We start from the raw sequence: 12,583 nt of genomic DNA on the forward strand, positions 1-12,583 counted from the left end.
AATCATGCCCAATTCTACCAAACAAAACGCCCAATATTTCCTTGACCTCATCAAAAAATCGCGACGGGGTAAGTTGAAGGTTTATATCGGCATGAGTGCAGGCGTGGGTAAAACGTACCGAATGCTGCAAGAAGCCCATACCCTTTTACGCAACGGCGTAGATATAAAAATCGGTTTTATTGAAACCCACCGCCGCGCGGATACGCACGCCTTGCTCGACGGTTTGCCGCTCATCCCCCATCGTAGCGTATTTTATAAAGGGAAAGAAATGGAGGAAATGGATTTGCAGACTATTCTTAACCTTCATCCTGAAGTAGTGATTGTGGATGAACTCGCCCATACCAACATCCACGGCTCTAAAAACGAAAAGCGTTGGCAGGATGTATTAGACATTCTGAATGCAGGAATTAACGTTATTTCGGCCGTCAATATTCAGCATCTCGAAAGCCTTAATAATGACGTTTTTAGAATCACAGGAATTGAAGTTAAAGAAACGGTCCCCGATAGTATCTTGCAGCAAGCCGACGAAGTGGTCAACATTGACCTCACCGCCGATGAGCTTATCGCCCGCCTCAAAGAAGGCAAAATTTATGACCCCACTAAAATCGAGACCGCACTCAATCATTTTTTTAAAGCCGACAAAATTCTGCAACTACGCGAATTGGCCCTGAAAGAAGTAGCCTCTCAGGTGGAACGAAAGGTGGAATTGGAAGTACCCAAAAATGCGAACTTACGCTCCGAACGATTTTTGGCCTGCATCAGTTCTAACCACGAAATAGCAAAAAAAATACTGCGTAAAACCGCGCGTTTAGCGAGTTATTACCAAGGAAAATGGTACGTATTGTACGTTCAGACCCCGGCAGAAGAGGCCGACAAAATCGGTCTTGCCGCCCAACGCCATCTTATCAATAATTTTAAATTAGCGACCGAAATTGGGGCTGAAGTGATTCGGGTCAAAAGCAATGAAGTGGCCCAAACCATTTTTGACACCGCTCAAAAACATAACATTACAACCGTCTGCATTGGCAAACCCCATCGCAATTTTTGGAAAAATATTACTGGCAACTCGCTATTTTTCAAGCTATTGAACAAAGTTTCCGATACTGACATTGATTTAGTAGTGATAAGTTAATGAACTAAAAAAAAGCTCCCTTACAATGGAGGGCTAGGGTGGGGTTATGAAACTAAAAACCAAACTTCGACTTGCGCTTACCTTTTTGTTTGCCGTCATTGTGTTGCTCGGCAGCCTAGGGGCTTGGTACCTCAAAAAACTCTCCTCTGAAGCGCAGGAGATATTGAAAGACAATTACATCTCGCTCGAATACGTACGCAACATGCGCAACGTAATTGACGAAAACGCCTGGAAAAACGAAGACGTTGCCCTTTTTGAAAAAAGCCTTCTTCATCAAGAACAAAACATCACCGAAATAGGCGAGGCCGAAGCCACCCAGCAGCTTCGAAGTCACTTCAATGCTCTCCGCAAAAGTCCCGACAGTAGCCGTATTCGCCTCATTGCGCAACAGTTAACCAAACTTACCGATGTCAATATGCAAGCCATTGTGCGCAAAAATGCACAGGTAAAAAAAACGGCCGATGAGGTCTATTCTTACATGGTGCTTATTGCCACGGTATGCGCGTTGGTGGCGTTTTCGTTTATCATCAACTTTCCTAACACCATCGCCGAGCCCATCCAACAATTGACCGAAGGCTTGCAGGAAATCAGCCGTAAAAACTACGAGTCGCGGCTGGGTGTGGAGCGCAAGGACGAACTCGGAGAAATGGCGCGCGCTTTTAACCTAATGGCCGAAAAACTGGACGAATACGAACACAGCAGTCTGGCCAGGGTGCTTTTCGAAAAACGCCGCACCGAGACCATCATCAACCAAATGAACGACGCCATTGTGGGCTTGGATGAAAGCGACTATTTGCTTTTTGTCAACTCAACTGGAGCCGAAATGCTCGGCCTAGATGCGTCTCAACTGGCGGGCAAATACGCCCCCGATGTGGCCCTCAAAAATGATTTATTACGAACATTATTAAACGACGGCACCCCGCTCAAGCCCCTCAAAATAGTGACAAACGAGCGAGAAGGCTATTTTACCAAAGAGGTTTTAGAAGTAAAAAATGGCGAACAACGCATCGGCAAAGTGATTATCCTTAAGAACATTACGCCCTTTCACGAACTTGACCAAGCCAAAACCAATTTTATCGCCACGATTTCGCACGAATTGAAAACGCCGATTTCGGGCATTAAAATGAGCCTAAAACTTCTTGAAAATGAGCGCATTGGGCCATTGAACAAAGAACAAAAACACTTACTTAATCAAATCCAAGACGACAGTCAACGGCTCCTCAACATTACGGGTGAGCTCCTTGACCTGTCGCAGGTAGAAACGGGCAATATTCAACTCAATTTCAGAAGCATCCATCCTCAGGAAGTTGTCAAGGCCGCAACTGAGGCGTTGCTATTTTCGGCAGAGCAAAAACAGATAGAATTGCATTGTCAACTTCCTGCTGATTTACCCGCTATTCAGGCAGATTTAGACAAAACGATGTGGGTTTTGATGAATTTTCTTTCCAACGCCATTCGGTATAGCCCCGAAAAATCAACCATCACGGTAGAGGCTCAGGTCGGCCATGACCAAAAACACGTGCTTTTTTCGGTACAAGATTTTGGAAAAGGAATTGAGTCAAAATACCAAGAGCGCATCTTCGACCGCTATTTTCAGGTTCCCAGCAACGGCCAGTCTAAATCAGGAACGGGGCTTGGTTTGGCCATTTCCAAAGAGTTTATTGAAGCACAAAAGGGACAAATCGGCGTTGAAAGTGAATTGGGCAACGGCAGTCGTTTTTGGTTTCAACTGCCGTTGGCTTAAAGGTACTGGCCCGATTTGAAATCTGGTCCCAATTCAGGTATGTTTATACTGTCTCTGTCGCATCAAAATCCTTATACACCAGTCCAATCTCTTGCCGCACCGCATCCAACAACGAAATCAGGTTCATGCTGTCGGTCAATGACCAGCCGTCGCTTTCGAGCTTTCCCGCTTCCAAACATGCATTTACTTCTTCAATTTCGTACTGATACCCCCAAGTTGGGCGGTCGAAAGCAAAGGTTTCGGTGGTTTCGTCGTCATAAGTGACCGTCACTGCCTTGCTTTCGTGCCAGCGCGAATCAATGGCTATGCTCCCTTTTTCTCCGTATATAAACGCCTCGCATGGCGTATTGGCCATGAAGGTGCAATCCAAAAAGGCAAACTGTTCGTCGGCATAGGTCAACGTCATGCCTGTCGATTCATCCACTTTGGTTGCGCCAAAAATGGCCTGTGCCGTAATTTTGGTTGGTTTTCCCAAAATCAGGTATGATAAAAACAACGGATAAATCCCAATGTCGAGCAGTGCGCCTCCTCCCAAATCTTTGTTAAAAGTCCGTTTGTCGACGTCGTAAGGCGCTTTAAATCCAAAGTCTGCCTTCACCCCCAACACTTTGCCAATGGCCCCAGATTCAATAATTTCGAGGGTTTTGAGCGTGGTTGGCAGAAAACGCGTCCACAATGCTTCCATCAAAAATACATTCTTGCCCCTCGCCACGTGAATCATTTCGCTCACCTGAGCGGTATTCATGGCAAAGGGTTTTTCGCACAAAACAGGAATACCCGCGTTGAGGCACAACAACGTATGCTCAAAGTGGCCGATGTGCGGGGACGCAATATAGACGGCATCCAATTCTGGGCAATTGATTATTTCTTCGTAGCTGCCGTACGTATACGTAGCGCCGTACTCCCGCGCAAACAGCTGCGCCCGGCCCAAGTCGCGGGAGGCTACCGCCGTGAGTTTGGCGTCTGCCACCTGCATTAAGTCTTGGGCAAATTTATGGGCAATGCGCCCCGGCCCGATGATTCCCCAACGTGTCATGTGGATTTTGGTTTGAGTTTAAACAAAGAAACAATCAGCGAAGCACAAATTCCAAATAATTGGCAGAATTAATCACGGCGGTACGGGCTGCGGGGTAGTTGTGGGGTGAAGTTTGGCGGAAGAACGCACCTTTTCTGTACAAATAATAGCGTCACAACTTCCTCTGTTTTACCCGTTGGCAGTGTAAATCAAAGATACGATACTTTTTGAAAGCTAATCACAACAACGTACTAGCAATGTACATTGACCTTGCAGCCCACATAAAAATCTCTGAGAAATTGTCTAGCTTTGTTAGAGACCTGTATACGTTAAATGAATAAGCGCATTGTTATTATTTTACTTTGTTGTTGTGGAGCAGTAATAGCGCAGCTAAAACCTGTCGCCAAAGATGACAGTTTGCTGAGTTCCTCCAAAAAACAATGGATAGACCCTCAAACTAAGCCCACCCAAAAAGCCAAAGCCCTTCAACGTATCGTTATTTCCTACTTTCAAAATCAATCTTCTGCCGACTCGCTTGCTTTTTATAATGATTTATACCTCCGTTACACGTTGCAGCACAAGCTCAACACTTTTGTTGTTGACGCTTATTTTCAGAAAGTCAATGCCGAGCGCGGGCGAGGTGATTGGATTGCGTTGATAAAAACCGGACAGGAAGCTCTCCACAAAATAGATTCACTAAAAATATCCGTCTCAGCGCATCAAAAAAGCCTTATCATTGATGAAATGGTATATGGGTATATTTTTTTAAGTGATATAGAAAACGCTGTTTCTTATACTCAACAGAGCATTGAGGCCCTCCAAAAAGAGAACCACAACGGTGCAAACAATTTACAAATTTCGATGATGTACCTGACTACCGCCCGCGCTTTTGGCTACACCAACGATTACCTTACATCTAGCCGCTACCTAGATAGCTCGTTGGTGTATATCAACCAAACCAGCGACGTATTGCAAAAACACTATATCCTCAACGACTGGGTAAGCATTAAAATTGACCTTAAAAAATACGCGGAGGCACTTCCTACCGCTTATCAGTGCCTGCGTTTTTTCGAAAAAAACACCAATATTCGCGGCTTGACCGAGATTCAGATGCTCATGGGGCGGCTCTTCTTGGGGCTAAGAAAGTACGATGAAGCGATTGCTTTCAGCAAAAAAAGCATTGAAAAAATCACCAATACCCGGATTTTGTACCGGTCGTACGAAACACTCTACTACGCTTATAAAGCCAAAAATCAGTTGGCAGAAGCACTCACTGCCCACGAACACTACATAGAGTTTAAAGATAAGCTATTCAATGAGCAGGTAGCTAACGCCAAGGTAGCTTTAGAAAGAAGATTCGCGGAAGAAAAAGCAACGGTTTTGCTCAACAAAGAAAAGGCCGAAGTAGCGATTCAGAAGCGTTATAGAAATTATTTCATTGCAGGCGCTATTCTATTGGCGATTGTCTCGGCGGTTTTGTTTTTTAACCGGAGGCTACTACAAAAACAAAACCAAGAAATTGAATATCAAAGAGATACGATTGAGAAACTCAACGTTAATCTGGAAGCAAAGGTACAGAGCAGAACTGCCGAATTGCAAAAAGCCTACGACGAAATCAAAGACGCCATGCAACGCGGTCAGAACCTTGAACGCAGGCGAATGGCCGCTGACCTGCACGACAACCTTGGGAGCCTTCTTACCGCAATCAGTATTTCATTGGACAACATAAACCCCCAGCACCTCAATCATCGTGAAAAAAAAATCTACACCAATATCATTTCAATGACCGAAAATGCCTACTCAGAAATCAGACTCCTCTCCCACAACCTTATGCCAGAAGTGCTCGAAAGAGAGGGGCTACCGCAGGCATTAGAACAGTTTGCGCGGAAACTTAATCTGAATCAAAAAATTCATTTTTCTGTAAAAATCAACGCTTTACCTACACTAAGCAACGTTGTTTCCCTGAATGTATACGCCATTTGTCTGGAACTCGTTCAGAACATCATCAAACACTCCAAAGCCACCGAATCTACCATTTGCATCTTTGAAAACGGCACAATATTGTGGGTGGAAGTAACCGACAATGGAAAGGGATTGCCCAACAACCAACATAAAGGCTTCGGAATCGGCAATATACAAACAAGATTGGAGACAATTGGGGGTGATTTTTTGATTGATAAGGGCTATTCTAGAGGGACTAAAATTGTAATTTCAGTCCCCTTGGAGGGTGATAAAATGGAGAAGCCCGAAGTTATTTAATTGTAAATCACAAAATAAAACGCCTGATTGACCGAAATAAACGCATTCTGATTGGAAAAACCATCCTTTAGAAAAACACTGCATTGCCCATTGCCACAAGCTGCGGAGGCGATTATTTGAGCATTGCTACTGTTGAGTGTTACCAGTATCGTAGACTCATGGGTAATGCTTGCGTTTGAAATAATGTACTTTCCTTCATAATCATTTTGGGAAGTCCAATTTCCAGAACCAGACGCGGGCGTACCCGAAAAACTTACTTTTCCATAACAAATAGGGAACAAACTTCCGCTTGGATTAGTACTTTTTGTAACCTTGCCAGTTAAGGTAATATCACCAGTTACTTTGACATTTCCCAGCACTTCCAGTCTTTCGTCAGGCGACGACGTCCCAATTCCTACCCGATTTTGGGTGCCGTTTACGTACAATTCATTGTTGATATTTACCAAGTCATCCGCCCCTAACGTATTGATATTCAAATTATTCAGAGAATTAGTACTTATAGAGGCCACGTTTGTTCCTTGATAATTAAAAAAAAGCTTTGCGCCTGCGCTCCCATCAAACTCCAGCTGGTCATACCCGTGGGTACGAACCATGAACCTGCCATTGGTATTACTGCTGTTAAGCCCGATACGCAGATTGTCGCCTGACAATTGCACAAAACCCTTATCGGTGTATCCAGAAGACGGGAAGTTGCTTTGGCGTAACTGTAAAATAGGGTTGACGGCATCTAGCATGATACCCACTCCCGACCCCAATGCCCTCACATGCAATCTATCTTCGGGGCTGCTTACACCGATGCCTACATTGCCTGGCAATAGCGTGTATAAATTATCCCCAGATGCGTTCCAATTGTTGTCACTGTCGTCGGCAAAACGTACCCACGATGAACCATTGTACCAGTACATACCGCGCGGATTGCCAGTATTGGTCGTGGTCTGAAAGATCATCATACCACTGCGAGCATTGACAATATTATCCCTTTCCGTTTTGGTCATTCGGGGCATCAACAAAGCTTGATTGGTCGTATTTAATTCTAAAATAGCTGAACTGCCAGAAGGCGTGAGGGTGATACTTTGCGCGAACAGTGCCGTTGCAAAGCCCTCAACCAATAACCAAAGTATAATTTTTTTCATGGGAGTGTTTTTTTATCAAAATTCTCCCGAAAAATAATAGGTGTCAATCACGGCAAACCGTGATTTTTAATCAATAAGCTTATGGTCTAGGGCAAACCGAACCGCTCCTGCGAGGTTCTTTAGATGGAGTTTTTGGTAGATACTTTTTCGGTGGCTTTCAACCGTATTTAAGGAGATATTAAGTTTTGCGGCAATTTCAACACTCGAATTTTCGAGGGCAATGAGCTTCAGCACTTCTATTTCGCGGGCAGAAAGCATACTGGGCAGGTTTTCACGGACAGGTTCTGCAATATTAAGTATCTCCAAAATCTCGTTTCCGAAGTATCTTTCTCCATTGGCCACGGTCAAAATAGCCTTTTCGAGTTCGGCTTTTTTGGCTTTCTTTAGCACATAGCCCAAAGCTCCTGCCTGAATTGCCTGCTCTATCAGATGGGCCTCTTCAAGCATTGAAAGCATCAAAATTTTAAGGTTGGGATAACACTGTCGCACTTGCAAAACCGTAGCAATGCCATCCATTTGTGGCATTTGCATATCGCACACCAATACATCCACGTCATAAATCGACAATTTCTCCAGTACTTCCAATCCATTTTTTGCCGTACAGATTACTTCCAAAAATTCACTAAAATTGATGGAATCGGTGAGACTATCGAGCAAAATCTCGTGATCGTCGGCAAGAAGAATCCTGATTTTCAAAGGTAGTTATGGTAAGCCGTCCACTAACAAAATTATCCTTCCCGCCGCTTTTTATACGCTTTGGCAAAGAAAAACAGCACAACTCCAAACAGCATTACCCCTCCAAAAGCGTACAAGAAGTCGAGCATATCTTTTAAAACCCCCAACAGTACGATACTGACCAAGAAAATAGTAGGAAGCTCATTGAGCAGACGAAACTGGAACGAATCGTAAGGCTTTTCGCCTTTCTCCAATTTTACAATGATACGTTTGCACCAGAGGTGATAAACGGTGAGCAGAATGATGATAGAAAACTTGACGTGGAACCAGCCCATTTGCCAATAGGCGGGATTGAGAATGGTCATGGTCAGGCCGCAGGTCCAGGTGAGCATCATGGCAGGATTACAAATGATTTTGTAAGCACGCCACTCCATAAGTCCAAATTGTTCCTTAAAAGGTTGACGTAGATGCTCGGGTTTTTGGTCGGCTTCGGCGTGGTAAACAAACATCCGGACCAAATAAAATAAGCCTGCAAACCAGGCTACAGCACCGATGATGTGAAAGGCTTTGATATAAAAAAGAGCCATGACTTGAGGTTAATTGTTAATCGAAATGGAGTAATTTCAATAAAACCCCAAATAACGATTAACAATTAACAATTAGCAAGTTTTGGACTATCCAACCAGTAATTTTTGGCCTTTGCGGACCATATTGCCCCGCAAGCGATTGATTTTTTTCAAACGAGCCACGTCTATTCCGTAGCGTTCGGCAATGGTAGACAAGGTATCTCCGTGCTGTACGCGGTGATACCGAATTTTGATTTTTGCCTGAGCTTTTGCTTTAGAAGGTGCGGCAGCTACCTGCGGTAATGCCTTAAATTCTTTGAGGACAACAAGTCGTTTTCCTCGCGGAATGGAATTTGAACGCAGTTTATTCCATTTTTTCAGCTCACTCGTACTCACGCGATAGCGGCTGGCAATTTTTCCCAGCGTTTCGCCCTTGCGAACCGTATGGTATACCTTTTTGGTTTTTAAGACTGTATCGGTCTCATCAGCTTCTCCTTCCGTCTCCTCATCATTTTCCAAAACACTGCCATTGGAAGCGAGCGCACCAACGGCACTGAAAGGCGATTTTGAGGCAGAATCCCAAATCATTTGACGGTTTTCGGTCAAATAATGATAACAATGATTGGGCACCCGCAATACGCAGTTCTTCGTTTTGGAGGGCAATTCAGTGTTGATAAGCATGGGGTTCAGCTTATACAGCTCATCCATTGTCATTCCCCCCAGCTTTGCGAAAGTCATCAGATTAAAATATCCTGAAACCTGAATCGTATCCGACACGGTTGGAAATTCAGGAACATCAGGAAAGAGGCCATGGTCGGCATGGTAGTGCATCAAATAGGTCATTGCCACAAACTGGGGCACATAGTGGCGTGTTTGTTTGGGCAGGAAATTATAAATCCCCCAGAATGAACTCGACCCCGAGCGGCGCATTGCGCGCTTTACGTTTCCAGGGCCTACGTTGTATGCGGCCAAAGCCATTTCCCAATCCCCAAACGCATTATAAAGGCGTTTCAAGTAACGACAAGCGGCGTCAGTCGATTTTACGGGGTCAAAGCGCTCATCTATGTAATCATCCTGATGCATTCCGTATTCACGCCCCGTAGCGGGCATAAACTGCCACAACCCCCCTGCTCCCGCGTAGGAGATAATCCGGGGGTTCAGCCCTGACTCAATCAATGAGAGAAATTTCAACTCACGCGGCATCCCGTATTTTTCGAGGGTTTGCTCGTAGAGTGGAAAAAAAAGATGCATCTGCTCCAACATTCGCTTAACGAAGTCTGGCTTGCGATAAATAAAGTGTTCAACAAATTGATGTGTAACCTTATGATACCTCAGCGGAATCTCGTTTTGCAACTTGGCTAAACGTTCTCGAATCACCATTTCAGGCACCGTCGAATCTGCGAAGGCTTCCACCTGCAACAGTTCTTCTTCTACCGTGTTGGTACTTGTTTCTACATTTTGTGAACGACCAGATGTACCGGTTCCAAGCCAAAACATTCCCATCAACATTCCTATCCCCGCGATTCGCTTCAATTCCATCATTGCTTTTGGTATTTTCTCGTTAGGTTTTACATTTGTTTTGTTTCGTTTTTGATGGCTGTGTATCTACGCAACAGACGGTTGCGCTGTATTTGTTTCTGTTAGTTGATTGGAAAAAGCCAGCAATTCGGCCTCTCCAAAAGGTTTCCCCATGATTTGCAATCCCATGGGCAATCCCTGTGCATCTACTCCGTTGGGAATGGATATTGCGGGATTTCCCACTACATTGGCCTGCACCGTAAAAATATCCGCCAAATACATTTGCAACGGGTCCTCGGTTTTATCCCCAATCGGAAAGGCCGTGGTAGGTGTAGTAGGCATCAGTAAAAAATCGTATTTTTCAAATACCCGATCAGTTTGTTCTTTCATCAACCGACGAACTTTCTGGGCTTTGGTATAATAGGCATCATAATAACTCGCGCTCAGGACAAACGTTCCGAGCATAATCCGACGCTTCACTTCTTTTCCAAAGCCTTCACTGCGTGATTTCTTATAAAGAGAAGTTAAATCTTCCGCTTTGTTACTTCTATGACCGTAACGAACCCCATCAAATCGGGAGAGATTTGAGCTGGATTCGGCCGTAGTGAGAATATAATACGTAGGAAGAATGTACGAAAGTAAATCAAAGTCCACTAGCTCTACTGTATGGCCCTGCTCGCGGAGCACTTCCAATTTAGCCAACATGGCTTGCTTCATTTCGGGCTGCAACCCTTCACTTTCTACCCCCTCGCGCAGGTATCCTATACGCAAAGGATGTTTTAGAAGGCCCGATAGATGCGTATAATCACCCACGGGTTGCGTTGAAACGGTACTGTCGAATTCGTCAGCACCCGCCATGATTTCTAGCAATAGTGCCGCATCTTCCACACTTTTGGTGATGGGGCCTATGCAGTCAAACGAAGAACCATACGCCACCAAACCCCAACGCGAAATGCGTCCGTAAGTAGGCTTAAAACCAACCAATCCACAAAAAGCCGCTGGTTGTCGCACTGAGCCCCCCGTATCAGACCCCAAAGAAGCCAAACACATATCGGCCTGCACAGCTACCGCTGAGCCTCCGGAGGAGCCCCCTGGCACGCGAGTTACGTCGGCGGCGTTTCTAACTACCCCAAAGGCCGAGTTTTCATTGGAAGAGCCCATGGCAAACTCATCGCAATTCTGACGCCCGATGATGATGGCATCCTCGTCCAAAATTCGCTGCACGGCGGTGGCTGTAAACTGCGACACGAATCCATCCAGAATTTTACTGCCTGCTTGTAAGCCGTGGTCTTTGTAGCACAGTACATCTTTGATTCCAACCACCATTCCAGCCAATCGCCCTGCTTTCCCTGCCGCAATTTTCAGATCAATCTCTTCAGCACGCTGCTGGGCTTCTTCCCCATACACTGCCACAAAAGCATTCAATTGAGCGTTTTTCTCTTCAATATTTTTTAGATAATACGCTACCAACTGACGACACGAAACGGAACCGTCATGCAAATCTGCCTGTATTTCACGAAGCGATGTGTAGTACTTCAAAACGAAAGGGTGTAAGTAAGATAAACTTAGGTTGGTACAAAATAAAAAATCGGCAGTAGTGCTAACACTACTGCTGATTTTAGGTGTTTGAGCTTATTTTACATTGTAACGTTGAAAAAAACGCCCAATGTATCAAACTTTTTTCTAGCGACTTACGTCGTCCAGTCCTTTTTCGATGTTTTCTTTTACCTCTTTAGAGGCATCTTTAAACTCACGAATGCCTTTTCCCAACCCTTTCATGAGCTCAGGAATTTTTTTCGCTCCGAAAAGCAGCAATACGATAAGGCCGATTAAAAGGATTTCTTGTCCTCCTAAGCCTAAAATCAAGAAAATCGAAAGAATATTCATTAGAAAAATACAGTTAGTGATTGTTAGTTATGTGTTATTTGAAAACTGCGTTCAATTTTCGAATAACTATTTTATTACTCCAATAAAACGAATCAAGGGGTCAATTTTACCTTATATTTTTGAAATTTAACCCATTTTTAAGATTCTGTTCTGCAAAATTAACAACAATTTCTCGAAATATCAGTCTATTGAGATGGTATTTCGTTTAGTTTCCCATTCACGGAAGTCATTCAAGTCGGTGCCAATGGCATTAAAAAGCCATACAATGAGGGCAATATCGTCGGTAAAACCCACCACGGGCAAAATATCCGGAATAAAATCAATGGGTGAAAGAAAATAAATCAACACGGCAATAATGCGCGTCAGTGTTTTCCAAGGCACAATTCTATAATCTCCCGTGGCATAGGCTTTGAGTAACCGCGTCAAAACCCCAACTTTTTCTCGCAGGGCTTCATAGCCCGACCCTTTCAGCGCGTTGGTTTTGCTTAAAACATCGCGTAAAAGCTGCAAAAGACTGCCCGTGTTGCGCGCATAACGGCCCGCTTTTCCCGTAGCAGTTTTAAAAAAAACAGACTTCAACACCCGTACAAGAATATTATCAGTAGTTGACCCGGAAGGCATTTTTTACTTAAAAGTTTAATGTTTAAAAGTTAT

General features: G+C 44.3%; 11 protein-coding genes. 3 read left to right on the forward strand and 8 right to left on the reverse strand.

All coding sequences use genetic code 11. The features are described from left to right. Positions 1 to 4: 4 nt before the first annotated feature. Together NCI00_RS03035 and NCI00_RS03040 are read left to right on the forward strand one after the other, a co-directional pair. Positions 5 to 1,132, forward strand: coding sequence for a sensor protein KdpD (locus NCI00_RS03035; protein ID WP_253524898.1), 1,128 nt, complete (start codon positions 5 to 7; stop codon positions 1,130 to 1,132). A 46-nt stretch (positions 1,133 to 1,178) separates the two neighbouring features. Continuing rightward, positions 1,179 to 2,876: a HAMP domain-containing sensor histidine kinase gene (locus NCI00_RS03040; protein WP_253524901.1), complete on the forward strand. Its 1,698-nt coding sequence runs from the start codon at positions 1,179 to 1,181 to the stop codon at positions 2,874 to 2,876. Positions 2,877 to 2,919: 43 nt separating this feature from the next. Here the strand turns inward: NCI00_RS03040 and NCI00_RS03045 are convergent, their stop codons facing one another. Continuing rightward, on the reverse strand, positions 2,920 to 3,912 hold the full coding sequence (locus NCI00_RS03045) for a Gfo/Idh/MocA family protein (RefSeq protein WP_253524904.1): 993 nt from the start codon (positions 3,910 to 3,912) through the stop codon (positions 2,920 to 2,922). 312 nt (positions 3,913 to 4,224) lie between these two features. Here NCI00_RS03045 and NCI00_RS03050 point away from each other — a divergent pair, with 312 nt between their 5' ends. After that, on the forward strand, positions 4,225 to 6,150 hold the full coding sequence (locus tag NCI00_RS03050) for a sensor histidine kinase (protein WP_253524906.1): 1,926 nt from the start codon (positions 4,225 to 4,227) through the stop codon (positions 6,148 to 6,150). On the opposite strand, the gene NCI00_RS03055 is transcribed toward NCI00_RS03050, so the two are convergent. The 7 genes from NCI00_RS03055 to NCI00_RS03085 all read right to left on the reverse strand — a co-directional run bounded on the left by NCI00_RS03055 (position 6,147) and on the right by NCI00_RS03085 (position 12,550). Continuing rightward, positions 6,147 to 7,283, reverse strand: coding sequence for a phage tail-like protein (locus NCI00_RS03055; RefSeq protein ID WP_253524908.1), 1,137 nt, complete (start codon positions 7,281 to 7,283; stop codon positions 6,147 to 6,149). The two genes, NCI00_RS03050 and NCI00_RS03055, sit on opposite strands and share 4 nt — an antisense overlap. Positions 7,284 to 7,349: 66 nt before the next feature. Continuing rightward, on the reverse strand, positions 7,350 to 7,979 hold the full coding sequence (locus NCI00_RS03060; RefSeq protein WP_253524910.1) for a response regulator: 630 nt from the start codon (positions 7,977 to 7,979) through the stop codon (positions 7,350 to 7,352). Positions 7,980 to 8,011: 32 nt separating this feature from the next. Next, positions 8,012 to 8,545, reverse strand: coding sequence for a protoporphyrinogen oxidase HemJ (gene hemJ / locus NCI00_RS03065; RefSeq protein ID WP_253524912.1), 534 nt, complete (start codon positions 8,543 to 8,545; stop codon positions 8,012 to 8,014). Between the two features lie 87 nt (positions 8,546 to 8,632). Then, the gene (locus NCI00_RS03070; RefSeq protein WP_253524914.1) at positions 8,633 to 10,066 is read right to left on the reverse strand and encodes a lytic transglycosylase domain-containing protein; all 1,434 of its coding nucleotides are present in this window, start codon (positions 10,064 to 10,066) and stop codon (positions 8,633 to 8,635) included. A gap of 63 nt (positions 10,067 to 10,129) precedes the next feature. Then, a complete protein-coding gene (gatA, locus tag NCI00_RS03075) occupies positions 10,130 to 11,581 on the reverse strand; it encodes an Asp-tRNA(Asn)/Glu-tRNA(Gln) amidotransferase subunit GatA (protein WP_253524916.1) in 1,452 nt (483 codons plus the stop codon). A 144-nt stretch (positions 11,582 to 11,725) separates the two neighbouring features. Next, a complete protein-coding gene (locus tag NCI00_RS03080) occupies positions 11,726 to 11,929 on the reverse strand; it encodes a Sec-independent protein translocase subunit TatA/TatB (RefSeq protein WP_253524918.1) in 204 nt (67 codons plus the stop codon). 180 nt (positions 11,930 to 12,109) lie between these two features. Continuing rightward, entirely contained in the window at positions 12,110 to 12,550 is a 441-nt protein-coding gene (locus tag NCI00_RS03085) for a YkvA family protein (protein ID WP_253524920.1), read from the reverse strand. Between the last annotated feature and the right edge of the window lie 33 nt (positions 12,551 to 12,583).

This window comes from Runella salmonicolor, assembly GCF_024158025.1.
GTDB lineage: Bacteria > Bacteroidota > Bacteroidia > Cytophagales > Spirosomataceae > Runella > Runella salmonicolor.

Coding starts and splice junctions, on each gene's coding strand:
- NCI00_RS03035 (WP_253524898.1), top strand. CDS start 5: ATGCCCAATTCTACCAAACAAAACGCCCAATATTTCCTTGACCTCATC.
- NCI00_RS03040 (WP_253524901.1), top strand. CDS start 1,179: ATGAAACTAAAAACCAAACTTCGACTTGCGCTTACCTTTTTGTTTGCC.
- NCI00_RS03045 (WP_253524904.1), bottom strand. CDS start 3,912: ATGACACGTTGGGGAATCATCGGGCCGGGGCGCATTGCCCATAAATTT.
- NCI00_RS03050 (WP_253524906.1), top strand. CDS start 4,225: ATGAATAAGCGCATTGTTATTATTTTACTTTGTTGTTGTGGAGCAGTA.
- NCI00_RS03055 (WP_253524908.1), bottom strand. CDS start 7,283: ATGAAAAAAATTATACTTTGGTTATTGGTTGAGGGCTTTGCAACGGCA.
- hemJ (WP_253524912.1), bottom strand. CDS start 8,545: ATGGCTCTTTTTTATATCAAAGCCTTTCACATCATCGGTGCTGTAGCC.
- NCI00_RS03070 (WP_253524914.1), bottom strand. CDS start 10,066: ATGATGGAATTGAAGCGAATCGCGGGGATAGGAATGTTGATGGGAATG.
- NCI00_RS03080 (WP_253524918.1), bottom strand. CDS start 11,929: ATGAATATTCTTTCGATTTTCTTGATTTTAGGCTTAGGAGGACAAGAA.
- NCI00_RS03085 (WP_253524920.1), bottom strand. CDS start 12,550: ATGCCTTCCGGGTCAACTACTGATAATATTCTTGTACGGGTGTTGAAG.